Annotated in this window: 21 protein-coding genes and 1 pseudogene; 10 read left to right on the top strand and 12 right to left on the bottom strand. The window is 71.0% G+C overall.

Annotation, left to right across the window (positions count from 1 at the left end; translation table 11 throughout):
- The 4 genes and pseudogenes from SSOG_RS42065 to SSOG_RS42080 all read left to right on the top strand — a co-directional run.
- Positions 1–395 (top strand): annotated as a pseudogene (locus tag SSOG_RS42065) (sugar ABC transporter substrate-binding protein); the annotation flags it as partial.
- Positions 392–1,363 (top strand): carbohydrate ABC transporter permease, encoded by a 972-nt coding sequence (locus SSOG_RS42070; RefSeq protein WP_039940034.1) that lies wholly within the window; start codon positions 392–394, stop codon positions 1,361–1,363. The pseudogene SSOG_RS42065 and the gene SSOG_RS42070, both read left to right, overlap by 4 nt.
- A gap of 10 nt (positions 1,364–1,373) precedes the next feature.
- On the top strand, positions 1,374–2,219 hold the full coding sequence (locus tag SSOG_RS42075; RefSeq protein WP_009720426.1) for a carbohydrate ABC transporter permease: 846 nt from the start codon (positions 1,374–1,376) through the stop codon (positions 2,217–2,219).
- Positions 2,219–5,182: a glycoside hydrolase family 2 TIM barrel-domain containing protein gene (locus SSOG_RS42080; protein WP_039940036.1), complete on the top strand. Its 2,964-nt coding sequence runs from the start codon at positions 2,219–2,221 to the stop codon at positions 5,180–5,182. Before SSOG_RS42075 ends, SSOG_RS42080 begins: the two co-directional genes overlap by 1 nt.
- A gap of 28 nt (positions 5,183–5,210) precedes the next feature.
- Here the strand turns inward: SSOG_RS42080 and SSOG_RS42085 are convergent, their stop codons facing one another.
- Genes SSOG_RS42085 through SSOG_RS42100 form a run of 4 tightly spaced genes read right to left on the bottom strand, consistent with a single transcriptional unit; the run spans position 5,211 to position 9,389 of the window.
- Positions 5,211–6,038 (bottom strand): carbohydrate ABC transporter permease, encoded by an 828-nt coding sequence (locus tag SSOG_RS42085; RefSeq protein ID WP_009720428.1) that lies wholly within the window; start codon positions 6,036–6,038, stop codon positions 5,211–5,213.
- Positions 6,035–7,015 (bottom strand): carbohydrate ABC transporter permease, encoded by a 981-nt coding sequence (locus tag SSOG_RS42090; protein ID WP_245606501.1) that lies wholly within the window; start codon positions 7,013–7,015, stop codon positions 6,035–6,037. Before SSOG_RS42090 ends, SSOG_RS42085 begins: the two co-directional genes overlap by 4 nt.
- A 10-nt stretch (positions 7,016–7,025) precedes the next feature.
- Positions 7,026–8,306 (bottom strand): ABC transporter substrate-binding protein, encoded by a 1,281-nt coding sequence (locus SSOG_RS42095; RefSeq protein ID WP_009720430.1) that lies wholly within the window; start codon positions 8,304–8,306, stop codon positions 7,026–7,028.
- 24 nt (positions 8,307–8,330) lie between these two features.
- Positions 8,331–9,389, bottom strand: coding sequence for a LacI family DNA-binding transcriptional regulator (locus SSOG_RS42100; protein WP_009720431.1), 1,059 nt, complete (start codon positions 9,387–9,389; stop codon positions 8,331–8,333).
- A 191-nt stretch (positions 9,390–9,580) separates the two neighbouring features.
- On the opposite strand from SSOG_RS42100, the gene SSOG_RS42105 reads away from it, so the two are divergent.
- Both SSOG_RS42105 and SSOG_RS42110 read left to right on the top strand, forming a co-directional pair.
- Positions 9,581–10,282 (top strand): pentapeptide repeat-containing protein, encoded by a 702-nt coding sequence (locus SSOG_RS42105; protein ID WP_009720432.1) that lies wholly within the window; start codon positions 9,581–9,583, stop codon positions 10,280–10,282.
- Positions 10,282–11,538 carry an MFS transporter gene (locus tag SSOG_RS42110; protein WP_009720433.1) on the top strand — a complete coding sequence of 419 codons (1,257 nt, stop codon included), beginning with the start codon at positions 10,282–10,284 and terminating at the stop codon, positions 11,536–11,538. The genes SSOG_RS42105 and SSOG_RS42110 overlap by 1 nt, the downstream gene beginning before the upstream one ends.
- A gap of 48 nt (positions 11,539–11,586) precedes the next feature.
- Here the strand turns inward: SSOG_RS42110 and SSOG_RS42115 are convergent, their stop codons facing one another.
- A complete protein-coding gene (locus tag SSOG_RS42115; protein WP_009720434.1) occupies positions 11,587–12,348 on the bottom strand; it encodes an ArsR/SmtB family transcription factor in 762 nt (253 codons plus the stop codon).
- 84 nt (positions 12,349–12,432) lie between these two features.
- Complete coding sequence (locus tag SSOG_RS42120; RefSeq protein WP_009720435.1) at positions 12,433–12,939, bottom strand: mycothiol transferase; 507 nt, start codon at positions 12,937–12,939, stop codon at positions 12,433–12,435.
- A 68-nt stretch (positions 12,940–13,007) separates the two neighbouring features.
- Here SSOG_RS42120 and SSOG_RS42125 point away from each other — a divergent pair, with 68 nt between their 5' ends.
- The gene (locus SSOG_RS42125; RefSeq protein ID WP_154686048.1) at positions 13,008–13,778 is read left to right on the top strand and encodes a hypothetical protein; all 771 of its coding nucleotides are present in this window, start codon (positions 13,008–13,010) and stop codon (positions 13,776–13,778) included.
- 16 nt (positions 13,779–13,794) lie between these two features.
- On the opposite strand, the gene SSOG_RS42130 is transcribed toward SSOG_RS42125, so the two are convergent.
- Both SSOG_RS42130 and SSOG_RS42135 read right to left on the bottom strand, forming a co-directional pair.
- On the bottom strand, positions 13,795–14,595 hold the full coding sequence (locus SSOG_RS42130) for a maleylpyruvate isomerase family mycothiol-dependent enzyme (RefSeq protein WP_009720437.1): 801 nt from the start codon (positions 14,593–14,595) through the stop codon (positions 13,795–13,797).
- 18 nt (positions 14,596–14,613) lie between these two features.
- Positions 14,614–15,495, bottom strand: a complete 882-nt coding sequence (locus tag SSOG_RS42135) for an alpha/beta fold hydrolase (RefSeq protein ID WP_009720438.1) — start codon at positions 15,493–15,495, stop codon at positions 14,614–14,616.
- 127 nt (positions 15,496–15,622) lie between these two features.
- Between SSOG_RS42135 and SSOG_RS42140 the strand changes: the two genes are divergently transcribed.
- Positions 15,623–16,561 carry a LysR family transcriptional regulator gene (locus SSOG_RS42140; protein WP_039940043.1) on the top strand — a complete coding sequence of 313 codons (939 nt, stop codon included), beginning with the start codon at positions 15,623–15,625 and terminating at the stop codon, positions 16,559–16,561.
- Between the two features lie 34 nt (positions 16,562–16,595).
- Here the strand turns inward: SSOG_RS42140 and SSOG_RS56990 are convergent, their stop codons facing one another.
- The 4 genes from SSOG_RS56990 to SSOG_RS42150 all read right to left on the bottom strand — a co-directional run bounded on the left by SSOG_RS56990 (position 16,596) and on the right by SSOG_RS42150 (position 20,230).
- The gene (locus SSOG_RS56990) at positions 16,596–17,153 is read right to left on the bottom strand and encodes a carbohydrate-binding protein (protein WP_245606502.1); all 558 of its coding nucleotides are present in this window, start codon (positions 17,151–17,153) and stop codon (positions 16,596–16,598) included.
- Positions 17,154–17,307: 154 nt separating this feature from the next.
- Complete coding sequence (locus tag SSOG_RS56995) at positions 17,308–17,454, bottom strand: hypothetical protein (RefSeq protein WP_245606503.1); 147 nt, start codon at positions 17,452–17,454, stop codon at positions 17,308–17,310.
- Complete coding sequence (locus tag SSOG_RS42145) at positions 17,451–19,253, bottom strand: right-handed parallel beta-helix repeat-containing protein (protein ID WP_245606504.1); 1,803 nt, start codon at positions 19,251–19,253, stop codon at positions 17,451–17,453. The genes SSOG_RS56995 and SSOG_RS42145 overlap by 4 nt, the downstream gene beginning before the upstream one ends.
- A gap of 233 nt (positions 19,254–19,486) precedes the next feature.
- On the bottom strand, positions 19,487–20,230 hold the full coding sequence (locus tag SSOG_RS42150; protein WP_009720443.1) for an IclR family transcriptional regulator: 744 nt from the start codon (positions 20,228–20,230) through the stop codon (positions 19,487–19,489).
- Positions 20,231–20,389: 159 nt separating this feature from the next.
- Here SSOG_RS42150 and solA point away from each other — a divergent pair, with 159 nt between their 5' ends.
- Entirely contained in the window at positions 20,390–21,523 is a 1,134-nt protein-coding gene (gene solA, locus SSOG_RS42155) for an N-methyl-L-tryptophan oxidase (RefSeq protein ID WP_009720444.1), read from the top strand.
- A 21-nt stretch (positions 21,524–21,544) separates the two neighbouring features.
- On the top strand, positions 21,545–21,985 hold a 441-nt coding region (locus SSOG_RS42160; protein WP_009720445.1), incomplete at its 3' end, for a M14 family metallopeptidase.

Consider the following 21,985-nt stretch of genomic DNA (forward strand, 5'->3'; position numbering starts at 1 on the left):
CCGCCAACAACGGAGGTTCCTTCCTCGCCATCACCAAGTTCTGCCGGGAACCGAAGCAGGCATTCGAGATCATCACCTGGCTGCTGAACCCCGCCAACCAGTCCCGCGGTTTCACGGACGCCACCCTCTTCCCGTCCACCCCCGCCTCGTACCGGCAGAAGGCGATGCGCGCGCCGGACCCGTTCTTCGGAGGCCAGGCCACCATCGACGTCTTCGGCCCGGCGGCCAAGGAGATCCCGGTCGCCTACCACAGCCCCTATGACTACACCCTGGACCAGGTCGTCTCCGACCAACTGCGCGCGGTGAACGCGCTCGACAAGAACCCCGACCGGGCATGGAAGGACGCCATGAGCAAGTGCCGGCGCATAGCGGAGCACATGGGGGTGCAGATATGACCGCCGTGCCCGGCCTCGGTGCCCCGCCCGCCGCCCGCGGCGGTACGAAGGCCGCCGCCCACGCGCGCCACAAGCCCCGCTCCGTCCTCGGATACTGGCGGCTCTACCTCGCGATCTCCCCGTTCTATCTGCTCTTCCTCGGCTTCGGCCTGATCCCGGTGGGCTACTCCCTCTATCTCTCGTTCCACCGCTGGGACGGTCTGGGCCCGATGGAGTACGCCGGTCTTGCGCAGTACCGCTATCTGCTCGGCGACGCCCAGTTCTGGCACTCCCTCACCAACACCCTGATCATCTGGGCCATGGCCACCCTGCCGATGCTCTTCCTCGCGCTGGTGACCGCGGTGATGCTCAACTCGGCGGTGCGCTTCAAGAACCTCTACCGGGTCGCCTACTTCCTGCCGAACGTCACCTCCGTCGTCGCCGTCGCGATCATCTTCTCCTCGGTGTTCTCCACCAACTTCGGCCTCGCCAACGCCGTGCTCCAGGGCCTCGGGCTGGACCAGGTGGCCTGGCTGAACTCCGACTGGGGCATCAAGATCGCCATCGCCGTGCTGATGACCTGGCAGTGGACCGGCTACAACGCGCTGATCTTCCTCGCCGGGCTCCAGACCATCCCCGGAGAGCTGTACGAGGCCGCCCGCGTGGACGGCGCGGGACCGGTGCAGACCTTCTTCCGGATCACCGTGCCGATGATGCGGCCGATCATCCTCTTCGCCCTCATCGTCTCGACCGTGACCGGGCTACAGAGCTTCACCGAACCCCAGGTGCTGCTCTCCAACACCAACAACACCTCGACCTTCGCGGGCGGCCCCGGCAACTCCGGCCAGACGATGGTCCTCTACTTCTTCCAGCAGAGCTTCGACAACAACGACTTCGGCTACGGCGCCGCGATCGCCTGGGGCATCTTCCTCGTCGTCGCACTCTTCTCGATCATCAACTGGCGCCTGGTGCAGCGCAAGGACACGTAGGGAGACCGCCATGCGGAGTATAAAAGGCGTGAAGGGCACACGCGCCCGAGGGCTGACCCTCCACCTCTCGCTCATCGCCGGAGTGCTGGTCTCGCTCTTCCCCTTCTACTGGACCATCGTCATGTCGACCCGCACGTCGACCGAGATCTTCTCCTTCCCGCCGAAGCTGCTGCCCGGCTCGCACTTCCTGGAGAACCTCCGCCATCTCTTCCAGAACATCGACTTCTTCGGCTCGATGGCCAACACCCTGATCGTCGCGGTCTCCGTGACCTTCCTGGTGCTCTTCTTCGACTCGCTCGCGGCCTTCGTCTTCGCCAAGTACGAATTCCCCGGCCGCAAACTGCTGTTCGTCCTGATGATGGGCATCTTCATGGTGCCCGCCCAGCTCCAGGCCATCCCGCAGTTCGTCATCATGGCGAAGCTGGGCTGGATCGGCTCCCTCACCTCCCTGGTCGTCCCGGCCGCGGCCAACGCCTTCGGCATCTTCTGGATGCGCCAGTACATGAAGGGCGCCATCCACGACGAGCTGATGGACTCCTCCCGGCTGGACGGCTGCGGCTTCCTGCGGCAGTACTGGCACGTGGCGCTGCCCGTGGTCCGGCCGGGCCTCGCCTTCCTCGGCATCTTCACCTTCATGGGTCAGTGGAACGACTACGCCTGGCCGCTGATCGCGCTGATCAACCCCGACCATGTGACGCTCCAGGTCGCGCTGTCCCAGCTCAACAGCGTCCACGGCACCACCGACTACGGCATGGTGATGGCCGGGGCGCTGCTCGCGCTGCTGCCCCTGCTCGTGGTGTTCTTCATCGGCGCCCGGCAGATCATGGCGGACCTCGGCAAGGGCGCGATCCGCTGATGTCCGTACACCCCTCCCCGTGGGGAGAGCTGCGGCCGTGGGAGTCCCCCGAGCTGACCTCCTGGCGCCGGCTGCCGATGCACGCGGTCGACCGCAGGCCGGGCAGCCTCTCCCTGGACGGCCCCTGGCGCTTCCAGTTGCTGCCCGGCCCCGAAGCTCCGCTTGGTGACACCTGGACCCGGCTGGAGGTCCCCGGCCCCTGGACCACCCAGGACACCGGCGACATCCCGCGGTACACCAACTGGCGGATGCCGTGGCCGGAATATCCGCCGCACCCGCCCGCCGACAACCCCACCGGAGTGCATGAGCGCGAGCTCCACATCCCGGCCGCGTGGGCGGGCCGCCGTATCGTCCTCCAGGTGGGCGCCGCCGAAAGCGTGCTGCTCGCCGAGGTCGGCGGCCGCCCGGTGGGCATCGGCAAGGACTCCCACCTCGCGAGCGAGTTCGACATCAGCCACGCGGTACGCCCCGGGGCGGCCGACACCCTGCGGCTGACGGTGGTGAAGTGGTCCGACGCCTCGCACATCGAGGACCAGGACCAGTGGTGGCACGGCGGCATCACCCGGCCGGTCCTCGTCTACGCCACCGATCCGCTGCACCTGGCCGATGTGCGGGTCACCGCCCCGGCGGACGGGCGGCTGCGGGTCGACGTCCAGGTGCGGTCGGCGGACGGCGCGCTGCCCGCCGGATGGCGGGTCTCGGCCCATCTCGACGGGGTCGGGGAGCTGGCCGTGGACGAGGAGTACGCCGCGTGGTGCGCCGAGGAGGCGCGGGTGTCGGACTTCCTCGGCGAGGCACGGCTGCGGGCGGCCGTGCCCGGGGTCCGTACCTGGTCCGCCGAGACGCCCGAGCTGTACGGACTCACCGTAAGGCTGCACCGCCCCGACGGGTCGACCGCCGACACCTCGCACCACCGCGTGGGGTTCCGCACCGTCGCGATCGTGGGCCGGGACCTGCTGGTCAACGGCGAGCGGGTGTTCATCCGGGGCGTCAACCGGCATGACTTCCACCCGCTCACCGGTCGTACGGTCACGCCCGCGGAGATGCGCGCCGACCTGGAGACCATCAAGCGCTACGGCTTCAACGCCGTCCGCACCTCGCACTACCCCAACGACCCCGCGCTCCTCGACCTCGCCGATGAACTCGGTCTCTACCTGGTGGACGAGGCGGACATCGAGAGCCATGACCACGCCCATGAGATCGCCGACGATCCGCGCTACCTGGCCGCCTTCACCGACCGCGTCGCGCGCATGGTGCTCCGGGACAAGAACCACCCGAGCGTCATCATCTGGTCGCTGGGCAACGAGAGCGACTACGGAGCCAACCACGACGCGGCCGCCGGATGGCTGCGCCGCTACGACCCGACCCGTCCGCTCCAGTACGAGGGCGCTGCCAAGACCGGCTGGGCCCGGGCGGATGTCGCCTCCGACATCGTCTGCCCCATGTACGCCTCGCTGGACGAGATCACCGCGCACGCCGCCTCCGGCGAGCAGATCAAACCGCTCATCCTGTGCGAGTACTCGCACGCCATGGGCAACAGCAACGGCATCCTCGCCGACCACTGGGCCGCCATCGAGGCCACCCCGGGCCTTCAGGGCGGGTTCATCTGGGAGTTCTGGGACCACGGACTGCTCCAGCGCACCACCGGGCGGACCGCGGGCCGCCCGGCGGGCCGCGGCGGCGAGGGCGCGTACGCCCACGGGGTGGCCGCCGAGGGCTACCGCTGGGCGTACGGCGGCGACTTCGGCGACACCCCGAACGACGGCGCGTTCTGCGCGGACGGGCTGGTCTTCCCCGACCGCACCCCGAAACCCGCCCTGTACGAACACCGCGAACTCGCCGCGCCCCTGCGGCTGTCGCGCGAGCCGGACGGCTCGGTGCGCCTCACCAACGCGCAGCACTTCCGCGACCTGTCCTGGCTGACCGCCGAATGGCTGCTGTCCCTGGAGGACGCGGGCACCCGCACCGCCCCCGCCGCGCTGCCCTCCGCGCTCCCGCCCGGGGCGTCCGCGCGCCTCGCCCCGCCACCCGAACTGATGGACCGGCTGCCCGCGGGCGGCGGCGAGGCATGGCTCACGCTGCGGGTCACCACCCGGGGCGACGAGCCCTGGGCGCCGCGCGGCACCGAGGTGTGCACCCCGCAGATCCGGCTCCGCGAGCGGCCCGCGCCCCCGCCCCCGACCGCCTCCGGTCCGGCCGTCTCCCTCGACGCGGACGGGCTGCTGCGCCATCCGCTGCTGACCTCCCCGCCCGTGCTCAGCCTGTGGCGCGCGCCCACCGACAACGATCTGCTGGGCGGCGCCGCCGACCACTGGCGCGCCCTGGGCCTCGACCGGCTGGAACGCAAACCCCGCTCGGTCGACCGCGACGGCGCCCGGACCCTGGTGCGCAGCGCGTACCCCACCGCCGTGGGCACCGTCGAACACCTCCAGGTCTTCACCCCGCTGCCCGACGGCGGTCTGCTGGTGGAGGAGACGGCCGACCTTCCCGAGGGGCTGACCGACGCCGCGCGCGTGGGCACGGTCTTCGAAACGGTGCCCGGTCTCGACCATATGGAGTGGTACGGCCAGGGCCCCTGGGAGACGTACCCGGACCGGTGCGCGGGCGGTCCGGTCGGCCATCACAGCGTCCGGGTGGACCGGCTGTTCACCCCGTACCTCCGACCGCAGGAGAGCGGGGGACGGCACGGGGTGCGCAGCTTCTCGCTGCTGTCGTCGGACGCGGGCGGCGGGCTGGCCGTACGGCTGGACGCGCCGCGGCAGGTGTCGGTAACCCGCCACCGTGCGGCCGACCTGGCCGCCGCCACCCACCACGACGAACTGGTACCCCGACCGCGGTGCGTGGTGCACCTCGACGCCGCCCACCGCGGTCTGGGCACGGCGTCCTGCGGCCCGGACACCCTGCCCCGCTACCGGCTGGGGGCGGGGACGTACCGCTGGTCGTGGAGCCTCCACCGGCGGTGACCGGGCCGGGCCCGCTCGTCGAGCCCCGTCAGGACTTGACGCTTCCGGCCGTCAGCCCGCCCACGATGAACCGCTGGAGCATCGCGAAGACACACACCACCGGCACGCTGACGATCGTGGCGGCCGCCATCAGCGGTCCCCACGCGGTGCCGGTCTGGCCGACGAACGTGTTGAGCAGCACGGTCACCGGCTGGACCTCGGGGTCGCTGTTCACCGTGATGCCGAACACGAACTCGCCCCAGCCGAGCAGGAAGGAGAAGGCGCCGACCGCGATCAGCCCCGGCCGCATCACCGGCAGCACGATCCGCCACAGCACCCCCGGGAGTCCGCAGCCGTCCACCAGCGCCGCCTCCTCGATCTCGGCGGGCATGGCGCGCACCAGCGGCCGCAGCACGATCACCGCGAAGGGCAGGGTGAGGGTGGTGTCCGCGATCACCAGACCCAGCAGGGTGTTGTTCAGCCCGGCGTCCCGGAGCACGATGAACAGCGGTGCCGCCAGCACGATGCTCGGCAGCAGCTGCGCCACCAGCAGCGACAGCACCATCGCCGCCGAACCGCGCATCCGGATGCGCGCCACGGCGTAGGTGAGCGGCACCGCGAGCACCAGGGTCAGCGCCACCACGCCCAGCGAGATGGCGACGCTGTTGAGCAGCGCCTGCCCGAGCATCGGCTTGTCCAGCGCCTGTGCGTAGCTCTCGCCGCTCGGCGGGGTGGGAAACCACCGCGGCGGTGAGCTGAGCACCTCGTCGGGACGCTTCAGCGAGGTGGCGATCATCCAGTACAGCGGCAGCAGGAAGAAGGCGGTGATGACGCCCGCGACCAGGGTGAGCAGCCAGGGGCGGCGGGGTCGGGTCATGCGGCGGCTCCTTCCTTGCGCAGCCTGCGTACGTACAGCACGGCCACCACCAGCGGTACGAGCAGCAGCAGGGTGCCCGCCGCGGCGCCCCGGCCGAGCTGGAAGAGCTTGAACGCCGACTGGTAGACGTAGAGGGGGAGGACGGTCGTGGAGTCGACGGGCCCGCCGCCGGTCAGCACGAAGACCAGGTCGAAGACCTTGAAGGTGTACACCAGCCCGAGCAGCAGCACCGCCGCCGCCACCGGCCGCATCAGCGGCAGCGTCACATGGCGCAGCCGCTGCCAGGGACCGGCGCCGTCGATGGCCGCCGCCTCGTAGAGGGTGGGGTCGATGGACTGGAGCCCGACCAGGAGCAGCAGCATGTTGAAGGGCACGCCCACCCACACATTGGCGGCGATGACACCGGGCAGCGCGGTGCTCGGATCGGTCAGCCAGTTGTGCGCCAGCGCGTCCAGCCCGACGGTGTGCAGCAGTTCGTTGTACGCGCCCGAGTCGGCGTCCAGCATCCAGCGGAACAGGGTGCCGCTGACGATGGGCGGCAGCAGCCACGCCACCAGCATCAGCCCCCGGAACAGCCCGGCCAGCGGGAACTGCCGTACGAACAGCAGCGCCAGCGCGAAGCCGATGGTGAACTGGAAGACCAGCGAACCGGCCGTGAACAGCAGGGAGATCCGGGCGGCGTGCCAGAAGGCGCCCTCGGAGACCACCGCGTCGTAGTTGTCGGCGCCGTTGAACGCCCAGTCGCCGGTGACCAGATCGCCGATCTCGACCTGATGGACCGAGGTCCAGAGGTTGTAGACGAGCGGGAACAGCATGGTCGCGCCGAGGAAGAGCAGCGCGGGCGCCGACATGCCGTATCCGGCCCGGGTGCGGCGAGTGGCGAGGGAGCCGCCGCGGCGCCGTCCGCCGCCCGCCGCCGGGTCGCCGGTGAACACCACCGGCTCCCGGACCTTCATGGGTGTGCTGTGGGTCGTCATCGCCACCCCGCTACTTCGACAGCAGGGGCGTCATGGCGTCCGCCGCCTTCTTCGCGGCGGCCCCGGGGGAGGAGCTGCCGGTCAGGGTGGCCTGTAACGCCTCGGCCATGGCCTTGGACATCTGCGGATAGTGCTCGCCGTACGACCGCGGCCGGGCGTTGCCGAACTCCCGCACGAACACCTTCAGGGTGGGATCGGTGGCCCAGTCGCCGCTGTCCGCCATGTCGCTGCGCGCGGGCAGCAGCCCCACCGACCCCAGATAGGCCGCCAGGGGCTTCTTCCGCTGGCTGTACTCGATGGCCCGCCACGCCTGGTCGGCCTTGCCACTGGTCTTGAGGATCACCCAGTTCTCCCCGCCGAGGCAGCTCGCGGGCTCCTTGTCCACCGGAATGGGCACCACGCCCCACTTCACCTTGGACTGCTGCTTGAGACCGGGCAGCTGCCATGGCCCGTTGATCTGCATGGCCGCGCGGCCGGAGGTGAATTGGTTGTTGACGTCCTGCTGGGTCCAGCCCACGCACTGCTTGGACAGCGCGCCCGCCTTCACCAGGTCCCCCAGATAGGAGAGCGCGGTGGCGCCGCCGGTGGCGAAGGTGTCCAGGTCGGCTCCCGCCGACCACAGGAAGGGCAGGAGCTGGAAGACCCCCTCCTCGGTCTTGATCGCGCTCATCGCCAGCCCGAAGGTGCTGCCCTTGGTGAGCTTGCGGGCCGCCGCCGACAGCTCGTCCCAGGTCTTCGGCGGCTCGACGCCCGCGCTCTCCAGCAGCTCGGTGTTGTAGTAGAGGGCCAGGCAGTTGGCGTTGTTGGGGACGGAGTAGGTCTTGCCGTCGACGACCCCGCTGCTCCACGGGCCCTTGTAGTACGCGTCGGCCTGCCCCCATTCCTTCACCCGGTCGGTGAGGTCGGTGAGCAGCCCCTGCGGGGCGAGGGAGTTCATCGAGGTGTTGTCGATGATCGCCAGGTCCGGCAGATCGCCGGAGGCGGCGCCCTTGATGATCGCGGGCTCCAGCTCGGCGTAGGGAAAGGTCCGGCGGGTGATCTTCAGCCCGGGGACGTTCTTCTCGATGGCGGCGATCAGGGCCTTGATGCCCGGCTGACGGGCGTCCTCGACGAGGTAGTCCCACCAGACGAGGTTCTTGGACGAGGACCCGCCGCCCCCGCCGCCGCAGGCGGTGAGGGAGCCGGTCAGCCCCGCGGCGAGCAGCCCGGAGCCCGATATCCGCAGGAAGGAGCGGCGGCCGAGGGGACTTCTCCCGGCGGCAGCCGGGGGCCTGTTGGCTCGGTTGGCCATGTGCGTCTCCGAGGGGTGAGTCGGTCAGTTGCGATCCGGTGCCGGTCCCGTGCTGGCACGCGGGGTGAGCGAAGGGGTGAGCAGATGCTGCCGGGGCGCCGCGGCCGGGGCGTCCAGCCGTTCCAGCAGCAGTTCCACGGCGAGCCGGCCCATCAGGTCGGAGGGCACGTCGGCGCCGGTCATCATCGGTGTGACGGCCTCCGCCCAGCGGGCCGCCGCCACTCCGGTCACCGAGAAGTCGCCGGGTACGGAACGCCCCGCGAGGGCGAGCCCCCGGTACAGGCCCACCAGCGCCGCTTCGTTGAGCGTCACGACCGCGGTGGTGCGCGGGTCCCGCCCGAGGAGCCGCGCCACCACGGCCTGGCCCGAGGCGGCGTCGTCACCGCAGTGGTGGACCTCGCCGGTGAGCCCGAGTTCCGAGGTGGCCCGCAGAAAGCCGGTCCGCCCCCTCAGCGCGGGCACGTACCCGGCGTCGTACAGCTCCCGGGGCCGCCCCACCAGCGCGAGGTGGCGATGGCCGAGCCGCCCGAGATGGCGCACGCACGCGGCGGTCAGCTCCGCGAAGTCCAGATCGACCCAGGACAGCGTGGCCGTGTCCGTGTTCTCGGTGCGCCCCATGGAAACGAACGGAAAGCCCGAGCGGACCAGCGGCTCCACCCGTGAGTCCGGCGCCCGGATCTCCATCAGCAGCGCGCCGTCGACCCGCCGTTCGCCGACCAGCCGCCGGAAGGAGTCGTCGCCCTCGCCGTCGCTGCGCGAGAGCAGGATGTCGTGGTCGTGCGCGGCCGCGGCGTCGACCACGCTGTTGATGAAGTCCAGCTGCATATCGGTGTAGCGGCGGCTGACGGTCGGAAAGACCAGCCCGAGGGTGCGGGTGCGGCCGTGGGCCAGCGCGCGGGCGCTGGCGTTCGGCTGGAAGCCCCGGTCCTCGATGACCTGCTGGATGCGCTGCCGGGTGCGGTCGGAGATCGGCCGTTTGCCGCTGAGCGCGTACGAGACGGTGCTGCGCGACACCCCGGCGAGACGGGCGATCTCGCCGATGTTGACGGGCGGGGGCTGCTGGTCGAACCGGTTCGACACCACTGACGCATACCTCTCGGGAGATCCGTGCGTTCGAAATATCGAAGAGTTGCCGGAGACCCGAACCGGCTTGCCCGAACGTAGGAGTGGCCCACACCACATGTCAACGGTCGGGAACGCACAAGTTGAATGGCACCATCGATCTCGCACACCGCGCGCCCGGGCCGGTGCTGCCCCGGAAATGAGGTTTCGCCATGTCATCCCCGCGTCAGCTCGCCGACCTGCCGTACGCGAGCCATCTGCGCCCGTTCGACGGCCACTTGGCCGTGGACGGGGACTACGACACCGTCTACTTCGACGGCGGGGAGTTCGACGGGGCCGACGCCGGGCAGGCCCGCTTCCTCGAATCCGCGTTCTCCGCCGTGGCCTTCACCGGAGGCCGCTACCGCGGGGCCCGCTTCAACGACGTCTGGCTCGACGGGGTGCGCTGGGTCGGCTCCGACCTGGCCGACGGCGACTGGCTGGATGGCGAGCTGATCGGCTGCGTACTCGCCGGACTGGAGATGTTCGGCACGGCGATGCACCGCGTGATCTTCCACCGATGCAAGTTCGAATCGGTCAATCTGCGCACCGCCGATCTGCGCGAGGTCACCTTCGCGGACTGCCTGCTGCGCGACACCGACCTCGGCGGGGCGAAGCTGACGGACGTCGCGTTCCGGGGTTCGACGCTGGAGGGTGTGCGATGCGGCAACGCGCGCATGACCCGGGTCGATCTGCGCGACGCCACCCGGCTGGGCATCACCGAAGGGATCGACGCACTGCGCGGGGCGGCCATCACCGGCGGCCAACTCCTCGAACTGGCACCGCAGTTCGCCCAGGCCCTCGGCGTCACGGTGCAGGAGAGCGGGACCGCGCTGACGCCCCGTACCGCCAAGCGGCGACGCCGGGGGGCCTGATGGAGGGTGGGACCGCGAAGCCCGTTCCGTTATGGGCCGACCGCGACTTCACCATCTTCTGGTGCGGGCAGACCCTGTCCGAACTGGGCAATGCCTTCGCCCTGGTGGCGCTGCCGCTGCTGGTGCTGGACGCCACCGGGTCGGTCGCCCAGATGGGGCTGCTGACGGCCGTCGCGGGCGTCGCCTCGATCGCCACCGGGCTGTTCGCGGGCATCCTGGTCGACCGGCTGCCCCGGCGACAGCTGATGATCGTGTGCGATGTGGTCCGGGTGGTGCTCGTCGCCCTCATCCCGGTCAGCTGGGCGATGGCCGGACCGCAGGTCTGGCTGCTGTACGTGGTGATGGCGGTCGCCGCGGTCTTCGACATGGTCTTCAAGGTCACGTACGTCGCCGCCGTACCCAATCTGGTGGACGCCGAGCGGATCATCGAGGCCAACGGGCGGCTGACCACGACGAACGCGATCGCCTTCATCGTCGGGCCGATGCTGGCGGGCGGGCTGTCCGGGCTGCTCGGGCCGACGGCGGCGATCGCGGTGAACGCGGCGAGCTTCGCCGCCTCGGCCCTCGCGCTCTCGCTGATCAGGTTCCGGGAGGCGGCGGTGGACAAGGCCACGCCGCCCGCCGCGGCCGCCGGGTGGCGGGGAGCGAAGCGGGAGTTCCTGGCCGGGTTCGTCTTCCTGTGGCGGTCACCGGTGCTGCGCTGGCTCACCGTGCTGCTCACCGGCGTCTCGCTGATCGGCCTGGGCATGACCGACGTCTTCATCTACCAGATACGGGAGGGGCTGGGCGCGGGCGACCGGACCGTCGGCGTCGTGATGGGCGTGGCGGGCGCCGGGACGGTCCTGGCCGCCGTGCTCATCCCGGTGCTGCGGCGGGCCTGGGGATTCGGGGTGTGCTGGCTGGGCTCGTACACGCTGTGCGGGCTGGCCCTCGGGCTGCTGTCCCGGTCCACCACCGTTTGGGGTACGACGGTGACGGTGCTGTGCTACCAGTTCGGCATGGCGCTCGCGGGAATCTCCTCGATGTCGCTGCGCCAGGCGGTGACCCCCGACCATCTGCTCGGCCGGGTCACCTCCGCGTTCTGGACGCTGCACAACGCGCTCGCCCCGCTCGGAGCGGCCGGGCTCACCGCGCTGGTGGCGCGGTTCGGGGTGCGCGCGCCGCTGCTCGGGTCCGCCGCCCTGTTCCTGCTCATCGTGGCGGTCGGGGCGTGCACCCCGATCCGGCAGCGCGCCCCAGGGGTGGCCGCCGGGTGACGGTCGCCCTGCGGCGGGAATCGGGGCGGAAAACGGGGTGGGAAACGCTCAGCGCCCCACCAGCCAGGGCTCGCGCGGCAGCGGACTTCCGGTCTCCAGCAGCGACTTGAGGTTGGACAGCACCGCCGCCCAGCCACCGGCCGCTTCCTCGCGCTCGGCCTCGTCGGCCAGGTTCTCATGGGTCACGGTGAGCCGGACGATCTCCTCGTACGGTTCGATCGCGAAGGTGACCCGGGACGGGCCTCCGGCGGGCTCGGAGCCGGGGGCCGCCCAGGTGGTCACCAGACGCTCGGGCGGCACGCTCTCCACGACGGTGCCGACGACATCGGCGATGCCGCTGCCGTCCGTGCGCCGGTGCTCCCACGCCGAGCCGGGCTGCCAGTCGGACACATTGCTGTGGCCCCAGTACGCGGCCGTGAGGTCGGCGTCGGTCAGTGCGTGCCAGACCTTCTCCGGGGTGCTCTCGATGTAGATGACGTAGCTGTACGTCGGCCTCTCGGCCATGGCGTCCTCCGCTTGCCGTTTCACCGCGCCGAGCGCTCTCAGACGGGGGCGCTCGAACTTGTCGATCCACCGTTCCTGCACCTCATGGAGGGGAACGGGGTTGAGGTAATGCAGTTTTTCCCGCCCCTGGCGCACGACGCTGACCAGGTTGGCGGCCTCCAGGACGGCCAGGTGCTGGGTCGCCGACTGCCGCGTCATCGCCAGGCGCTCGCACAGTTCTCCGAGTGTCTGACCGCCCCGCTCGTGCAGGCGGTCCAGCAGATACCGCCGGGTCTGGTCGGCCAGCGCCTTGAAGACCTTGTCCATCTCCGAACTCACGCTTCACGTTATGCAGGTAAACACCTGCATGTCAACGGTGGCGAAACCCGGCCGCGCGGTCCGCCGGACGGCTCAGCGCCTGCCGAGCGCGCCGCGGATGAACGCCGCCTGTCCCACGTGCTGCATGTCGTCCTCGATGACGCTGACCAGCCGCACCCCGAGGGTCACCGGCGGGGTCCACGCCTCGTCCACGACGCGGTCCAGATCGGCGTTGCGCAGCCCGCGTACGTAATCCACCGTCCGCTCGTACACGGCGTCGTGGTACCCGAGGAGCAGATCGCCCGCCGCCCGGACCCTGGCCACGTCCCGGCTGCGGTGGCCGTAGCCGGTGGCCGCGGGGGAGAACGGCAGCCCGAACCGCTCGTACCAGCCGTCGGTGGTCCAGGTCTGTTCGGTACGGGCGGCGTCGGCGATGTGGTCGTCCTGGACGCGGGTCAGGTGCCACACCAGCCAGGCGAGGGAATTCGCGCCGCTGTCCAGGCGCACGGCCAGGTCGTCCGTGGTGAGCCCCTCGACCGCCTCGTGCACGGCCTCCCGCACCCGGCCGAAGGCGTCGGCCAGCAGATCCGCGCTCCTCATGCGTGGCTCCCTCGCTCGTCGTCCCCGTCCGTTCATCGTGGCATCCGCACACCTTTTATGCTCGGTGCGTGACATCAACAGGGAACCAGGCACTCGCCGACATACTCGACCGACAGGCCGCCCGGACCGAAGGGGAACAACTGCTCAACGCCATCGTGGACTTCGGGGTGTATGTGCCCGTGGACGCGAACGGCTCGGTGATGTTCGTCGGCATGGAGGGAAGCGGCCCGAGCCTGCCCGGATACACCAGCGAAGAGTGCTGCAAGGAGCGGCTTCCGCAGGCCGCCGGGGCGGTGCACTGCGACGCGGCGCGGCTGCTGGACATCGAGCAGCAGACCAAGGTGGCGACCCTGTCGGTGTTCTCCCCCGGGGGCTACGCCGGGGTTCCCATGGATCTGCTGAACCAGATCCTCCAGCAGCGCGGCCAGCGGGTCCCCGAGGACCGCACGCTCACCCTCAGGTGGTCCACGCATCCGCGCGCGGTGGCCCTGCGCGACGCCCTGCGCGACCGGCTGCTGGACTTCCCCGGTGTCCACGCGGTGTGGATCGGGCACGCCCGGTGGAACGAGACCGGGGTGGAGCAGCTGATGGTGCACATGGCCGTCGGCGCGGAGGCGCCCGAGGGCAGTGCGGACCGGCTGATGAAGTCGCTGCTCGCGCGGCTGCCCGCGTCCGGCGACGCGGACGACGCGGACCTGGCCATCGCCCTGCGGGTGCTGGATCCGGTGGCGGAGGCGGACGCGATCAGCCAGCTCGACGCCATGGGGCTCGACACCGTACGCGTCGACCAGAGCACGCGACGCGTCGAGGTCATCTCCCAGGAGTACGACCAGGAGTGACCGGGGGAGCGCGTGGTCACACCGGCGGGACGAGGGTGAAGTAGCGGTCGGCCATCGCCGGGTCGCCCCGCACCCCGTCCAGCCGGTCGGCGGGGATCCGCTGCCACAGGAAGAGCATCAGGTCCGAGGCGGTTCCGGTCAGTTCGAGGTCGCACGGCCCGGCGGTGTCCCCGTCGAGGCGCACGTCATCGCCCTCGAACGACACCGTCCACACGCCCGGACCGTCGGTCTGCCGCAGCCGGAACCGCTCGCCCTCGCCCGGTGGCGCCTCCTTCCAGACGCGCCGGGCCGGGGCCATGACCTCGAACGTCTGGGCGACGGCATCCGCCGCGAGGGCGGCGTCGACGGGTCCGGGCGCCCCGAACGCGCTCTCGGCGTCCCAGCGGTGCAGCGCCGCCTCGATGGTCTGCATCCGCCACCAGAACCCGGCGGTCCGCTCCCGCGACCAGGTCCACACCCGCTGCCCCGGATCGCCGTCACGGACCTGGGCCGCCAGTGCCCGCGCCCCGTCGGCGAACCATTCGACGAGACCCGGCGGCACCGGGCCGAGGTGCGGTCCGCCCTCCGGCGCCGGCCAGCCCGCGCGGTCCTCGGGGAGGGCGAAGAGCGCCACGTCCGTGACGTCCGGCGGCTCCGTCAGCCCGTCCTCGATGATCCGGGCGACGAAGCGGTGGACCCCACCCAGATGCAGCACCAGATCGGCCATCGACCAGCCGGGGCACGACGGTACGAGGGGCGCTGGGCCTCCGTCGGCGGCCCGGCGGGCGGCGGCCTCGAACGCCAGGATCTCCCGGTGGAACGCGGTGGCGAAGTCCATGCCATCACTGTGCCAGCGTCAGCGCCGGTCGGCCAGGAACGGCAGCACCACGGCGGCCATTTCGTCCGGCACCTCCTCCGCGAGGTCGTGTCCGGCGTCGAAGACATGGCCGGTCACGTCGTGGGCCATCAGCCGCATCTGGGCCTCGTTCCGGTCGCCGATGAACGCCGAACCGCCGAGCGCCAGCACCGGGATGTCCAGCTTCTTCCGCGCCGCCTGCCGGTTCTGCTCGGCGTCCACGAGCATGGCGCGGTAGACGGCCAGCATCGCGCGGATGCCGCCGGGCATGGAGTAGCAGCGCACGTACTCCTCGATCGCGTCGGGGGTGGCGGTGTCGGGGTGGCTGCGCTCGTTCTTGATCATGTAGGTGATCAGTTCGCGTTCGTGTCCGGCGATCAGCATCTCGGGTACGTCCGGCTGGAAGTAGAAGCCCAGATGCCACAGGTGCATATCCCCGGAGACGTTCTCCTCGGTGAGCGCGGTGTGCTCCTCGAAGCCGAACCCGGGGAACAGCGCCTCGGCGAACACCAGGGCGTTGACGTGGTCGCGGTGCCGGGCGGCGAGCTGGTAGCCGATCACCGCTCCCCAGTCCTCGCCCAGCACGCTGTAGGAGTCGTGCCCCAGATGTGCCATGAGTGCGGCGATGTCGTCGGCCATCGTCGCGGAGTCGTAGCCGCCCGCGGGGCGGGCGGAGTCGCCGAGGCCCCGCAGATCGGGGACGACGACGGTGTGGTGCGGGGTCAGCTTCGGGACGAGGTGGCGCCAGTGGTAGCCGGTCTTGGGTACGCCGTGCAGCAGCACCACCGCCGGACCGGACCCGCCCGTCCGGTGGTGCAGGCTCGTGCCGTTGACGGTGGCGCGGTTGGTGCGGACGGAGTCTCCGTGATGGTCGAAAATCATCGCTGAACACCCTCTCTGGCCAGAAGTGGCCGATCGCTCGGAGCGACAGTCCACCGCGGCACCAGGGCGTCATCCACCGCTATATCTCATGACCGGCCCGCCGATATCCCCTCGATATCATCGTCTGGTGGAAGCACGACATCTGCGGTACGCCCTGGCCCTGGCCGACCATCGCCACTTCGGGCGGGCGGCCGCCTCCCTCGGGATCGCCCAGCCCCCGCTGTCCCAGCAGATCGCCGCGCTGGAGCGGGAGTTGGGCGCGCGGCTGTTCGACCGCACGGCGCGCGGGGTGTTCCCGACGGCCGCGGGCGAGGCGTTTCTCGCCAGGGCGCGCCGGGCGCTGGCCGAGATGTCGGCCGCCGTGTCCGACACGGGCCGGGCCGCCCGGGGCGAGACCGGCAGGCTGCGGCTCGGCTTCATCGGCTCGGCGCTGCTGGAACTGCTGCCCTCCCTGCTCGGCCGGTTCATCCGCGAACGCCCCGACGTGCGCCTGGGGCTGCACGAGATGTCGACCTGCCAGTCGGCGACCGCCCTGCTCGACGGGGAGCTGGACATCAGCATCGGCCGTGGCGCGCCCCGGGGCGCCGGTGCCGAGGACCTGGTGTCGGTCACGGTCGGCCGGGACCATCTGGTCGCGGTCGTCGGGGCCGCCCATCCCCTCGCCGGGCAGCCGGCGGTGGGCGTCGAGCAGCTCAGGGGGCAGCATCTGATCGTGGCGCCCGACGACGAGGAACCGGTGGTCGCGGGCTGGCTCGACGCGCTGCTGGGCGACGGGGCCGGGGCGGCGGCCGCGCCGGGCGGCGGGGTCACCGACGCCCGCGATGTGCACACCATCATCGGGCTGGCCTCGTGCGGGGTCGGGGTGGGGCTCGGCCCGGCGTGCATGCGGGTGGCGGCGCGCCCTGGCACCTGGGTGTGCGAGGTGCGTCCGCGCGTGGAACTGCCGGATCTGGTGATGTCCTTCCACGCCCAGGACCGCTCTCCCGTCCTGGCGGCCTTCCTGGACACGGCCCGGGAGCTGTGCCCCGGGGTGAACGAGCGACTGGAGCGCCTCGGCCGCCGTTGACGGTCGAGGCGCCCAGTCGCACTCATCGGGTGTGTCAGCCGCGCAGCGTCAGCCAGTCCACCGCGGCCACCTTCCGCGCACCCGACGCGACGAGGTACACGTCATGCGTGCCCGTCACCGCGCGCGCCAGCCGCACCGACCGCTCCTGCCACTGGTCCGCGCCGCCCGTGTCCCGCACCGGCAGCGTCGCCACCACACGGCCCTTGGGGTCGTCCAGCCGCAGTTGCAGGGCACAGCCGCTGCCGCAGCCCGCCGACGCCATCCGCACCGTCAGCCGGTCGGGGGCGTCCGCCCCGAACGACACCTGGCGGAAGCCGACCAGGCCACCGGAGCCCAGCACGCCGGTCGCCGCGTCGCCGCGCTCGCCGCCGCGCACCACCTGGGCCCGCTCGGCCTGCAACGTACCGGCCGCGTCCGGCCCGTCCGCGTACAGCCGGACCTCGTTCACCGCCCATGGGACATCACCGGCCGCGGTCAGCTCGATCCGCAGGTACCGCGCCGTGCGCTTCCCGAAGACCGCGTCCTGGGTGAAGGAGCGGCCCGCGACACGGGCGACGGGGGTGCCCCTTCCGGAGTCACGGCTGACGGACACCGTGAAGCCGTTTGGGTTTGCCCGTGGCGTCCATACGGCGTCGACGCCAGCGGCCCGAAGTCTCGCCGCGCCCCAGTCGAGGTCAGCGACTGCCCGGCGGCTGTCGCTGTCCGCCTTCACTGGTGGTCTGCACCCGTCGACGGCGGCGGAGGCGTCACCGCCCCCCGGAGTACGCGGCCTTCCACCCGTCGTTGCGCACCCGCGACTCGCACCCGGCCAGGTTGCACCCGGTCGACCAGATCGGCGCCCCGTACTCGTACGCGCCCTGGTCGGGCCCGTCGCCCCGCACCCCGGTGGTCACGCCGTCGACCGTCTCGCCCGCGTCGATTGCGGGGGACCCGGCCCGTGGCCACAGTTCGCCGTTGCGGGCGTCGGTGTACTGCGGATCGGTCGGTGGCACCAGGTTGTTGCGCACCACGGGGGCCGGATCGGGTAGGAGATCTCCACCGGGGCGAGGCCCACGACGTTGCTGAAGTACGTACCGGTGGCGTCCGTCGCGCCGCTCAGCCGCACCGCGGTGCCGACGCCCAGCCCGTACGTCGAGTTGTGGTCGCGGTTGCCGAGGCTGACCCCGCTGTGGCCGTTGAAGAAGGTGCCGCGGGTCCCGGTGTTGTACGCCACGTTGTGGTGCAGCAGGAACTGGCTGGAGGAGTTGTCGATGTAGTAGCCGACCTGGCCGTCCGCGTCATGGACGGTGTTGTGGTCGATGCTCGTACCGGTCGCGTCCAGGTTGCAGCAGACGTAGAAGGGGCTGCCGTCGCGGGAGGTGCGCATGGCCTCGGACAGGTCGTTGTAGGCGATGCGGTTGTCCTTGAAGGGCACCCCGTTGAGCTGCCAGGCGGTGTCGATGCTCGCCCGGCCGGTGCGCCGGACCGTGTTGTGGGTGACGGTGTGCTCGCTGCCGTTGATCTCGACGCCGGGGGTGTAGCTGCCCATCCAGCCCACATCGTGGATGTAGTTGTTGGTGATGGTGTTGCCACTGCCGCGCAGCAGCACACCGGTCCCTGCGGAGAAGCCGATGTCGCTGTCCCGCAGCGTGTTGCCGCTGCCGAGGATCTGGACACCGGAGTCGAGCACCCGGGAGGCGACGATGTGGCCCTCGCCCGGCGGGATGGCCAGCTCGTCGTCCCGTGGCATGGGCAGGGTGGAGAACTCGGAGATGTAGCGCGCCCGCAACCCCTCCACCAGCACACCGGTGCTCTTCTCCCCGGTGCGCAGCGAGGTGCCCCATACGCCGAGCCCGCGGACGGTGACATGGGAGCTTTCCGAGAGGTCCAGGCCCCACTTCTGGTATTTCGCGGTCACCGTGTGGCCCGCCATTCCGCCCTTGGGCGGGACCAGATAGAGCCGCTTCTCGCCGGTGTCGTAATACCACTCACCGGGCTGGTCGAGGGTGGCTTTCGCACCCACCAGGTAATAGTTGCGGTAGTTCTGGTTGCCCATGCACAGCGGGGTACAGCGGTAATTGCCGCCCTTGAAATCGAGGGCGCCGTCCGAGGTGGCGGTCACGGTGCCGGTCTGCTGGCTCCACGGGTTGGACCCGGCCCACAGATGGACGGTGGCGCCGGTGAGGTCACCGTCCGGCAGGTCGGGGTCGTCGATGTGCTGGTCGGTGGAGCTGCGCTCGGCGACCGCCCAGGACGGATTGAGCGGATCGGAACCGGAGTTGGGCCAGCGGCCCTCCATGGCGCGGCCGCCGTCGAGGAACAGCGCGTTCTCGTCGCGGGCGAGCGGGAGGTCGACATCGGCGGCGACCAGACCGCCGCCCGCGGCCTTCCATCCGGTCACGGCCCGCGTCCCGTCGACGGTGACCGGCCCGTCCCCGTACGCCGCGAGGGTGACCGGGGCGCCCGCGCGGCCCGAGGGCGGGGTGACCCGCTCGCGGTAGGTCCCGCGGTGGATCAGACAGGAGTCACCGGGCCGGACCAGATCGGTGCAGCGCCCGATGGTGCGCAGGGGATGGCTCCGGCCGCCGCTGTCCCGGTCGGAGCCCGAGGTGGCGACGTAGTACGTACGCCCCTGCTGCTCCTGCCCTCCCTGCGCCGTCGCGGTGCCCGGCAGTGCCGCGGTGAGGACGGCCATGGCAGCGACGGCGGCCATGGAAATGCGCCTGAGCGTGGATCTCATCTACCGCCTCCAGTGTTCAGGGTCGACCGAAACCTAGGAGAAACATCGGATGAGGTCAACGGAAGGAGGCGGATTCGAGCACAGACTTGCGGTAATTCCGCTCGACAGATCCGATGTATCTCTCGCGAAATCGACTTATTGACAAAGAGGCATTCGCTCGCCGAGCATGGCCCGGATATCTGCTGACATCACAGACATCGGCGACATCACTCGAAACGACGGGCGCTGATCTCCGCCGCGGTGTCGGCCACCAGCCGTCCCCACCGGTCCACCTCGTGCGGGTCGTAACGGGAGTCGGGCATGGAGATGGCGACGGTCGCCACCGGGGTCCCGTTCCCCGTGACGATCGGCGCGGCGATGGCGCAGACGTCGGGCCGGTACTGGTTGCGATTGACGGCGTAGCCGTCCCGCCGGACCCGCTCGAGTTCCTCGCGCAGTTCCTGCGGATCGGTGATGGTGGCATCGCCGTAGCGGTCCAGTCCGTTCGCGATGACCTCGTCGACCTCGTCGGCGGGGAGAAGGGCGAGGACCGCGTGGCCGGTGGCCGTGGCGTGCATCGGCGAGGTGTCGCCGACCTGGTGATAGGTGCGCACCGCCTGGGTGCAGTCGACCCGGTCGACCATGACCATGCAGCGCAGTCCGTCCGGGACGGACAGGTGGATGGTCTCGTCGACCGTGTCGCGCAGCCGGCACATCGGCTCGCGCGCCGCCGCGAACAGGCTCGACCCCTGGTGGGCGGCGGGCCGGACCGCGAGCACCCGGGCGCCGACCTCCCAGCGCGTGGTGTCGCCCCGGCTGGCGCGCAGCCAGCCCGCCTCGTTGAGTGTCACCAGGGTGCGCTGCACCGTCGACTTGGGCAGTCCGAAGATCTTCGTCAGCTCGCCGACGGTCACCGGCTGGTGCTGGGCGACCGCTTCGAGGATGCGAAGGCTGCGGATCACGCTCTTCATTTCCATCTGGTTTCCGCCATTAACTTCTGGAGTTTTCGCCGCACGGGCCCTTGACCGGCCCCGGGAGCGCTGCGACATTGATGCTGCAATCTAGCACGGCATGCCACATTGTGGAACAGCCGTCCGGGACACCTCTCCACTCCACCCCAGGAGGCATCCGTGGCAACGAGGAAGCGTGTAGCGGTCATCGGCACCGGGACCATGGGCAGTCAGGCCATGTGGCGGCTGGCCTCGCGGGGCGCGGAGGTGACCGGCTACGACCGGTACGCCCCCGGCCACGACCGGAGCGCGGCGGGCGGCGAGACCCGGATCTTCCGCAGCGCCCACTTCGAGGACTCCCGCTACGTCCCGCTGCTGCGCCACGCCGACGCGCTGTGGAAGGAGCTCCAGCGGGAGACCGGCCGCGAGCTGCGCCGGCTCACCGGATGTCTGCTCATGGGCCCCGCCGGCCACCAGCAGATGAGCACTGTCCTGGAGTCCATCGCCGAACACGGTCTCGCCCACGAAGTGCTGGACGCGGACGCGCTGGAGAAACGTTTCCCTCAGTTCCGTATCGAGGACGGCGACGCCGCCGTACTGGACCGCAACGCCGGTTTTCTGCGCCCCGAGCTGAGCGTGCACACCGCGGCCGCCCGTGCCGAGCGGCTGGGCGCCCGGCTGCACCGCTACACACCGGTGCGGGAGGTGGCCCCGGCGGGCGGCGGCGTGGCCGTACGCACCGACCAGGGCACCGAGACGTACGACTCCGTCGTGGTCACCGTCGGCCCCTGGGTCAACGAACTGCTGCCGGACCTGGAGTGGGAGGTGGACATCCGGCGGCTGATCAACGCCTGGTTCGTGCCCACCGCCCACGACTGGCACGGCGCCGAGGCGCCCGCCTTCATCCGCACCGCGCCCACTCACTGCTACGGGCTGCCCTCACCCGACGGCATCTCGGTCAAGCTCGGCCTGTCCCGCGCCCTGCACCGCGCGGTGCCCGACCCGGAGCGGCTGGACCGCACCGTGGCACCCGAGGAACTCGCGGTCTTCACCGAGCTGACCCGCCGTTTCATGCCCGATCTCCACCCCGACCCGGTGCGGCTCTCGGTCTTCATGGAGGGCTACACCGAGAGCAGCCGCCCGCTGATCGGCCCGCTGCCGGGCTGCGAGGACATCGTGCTGCTGGCCGGATTCTCCGGGCACGGCTTCAAGCTCTCGCCCGCCATGGGCGACATCGCGGCCGACCTCGCACTGGACGGCGACACGCTCCAGCCCATCGACTTCCTGTCCACGCGCGACCGCACCGCGGCCTGACCCCTCCACGGAAGGTACGAGATGACACTGACCGTCGGCCCACTGACCGCCGGCACCGGCCGCAAGGTCCGGGGCACCGTCCCCGTGGACCTCGGCCCGGTCACCGCCGACCTCCCGGTCACGCTGGTGGGCGGTGCCCGCCCCGGCCCCCGCGTCGTGCTCACCGGCGGGGTGCACGGCGGCGAGTTCGCCGGTGTCGACGCCGCCGCGCGGCTGGCCGGTCTGCTGACCCCCGAGGAGGTGCGCGGACAGGTCGTGCTCTGCCCCGTCGCCAACCCTCCGGCCGTCTACCAGGGCCGCCTGGGCACCTCCCCGCTGGACGGCGTCAACATCAACCGGGTCTTCCCCGGCGACCCGGACGGCGGGCCCACCGAGCGGCTGGCCGCCTGGCTCTTCGCCCATCTGCTGCCCGGCGCGGACGCACTACGCCGATCTGCACAGCGGCGGCATCGACGAGACCCT

The organism is Streptomyces himastatinicus ATCC 53653 (assembly GCF_000158915.1).
GTDB classification, from domain to species: domain Bacteria; phylum Actinomycetota; class Actinomycetes; order Streptomycetales; family Streptomycetaceae; genus Streptomyces; species Streptomyces himastatinicus.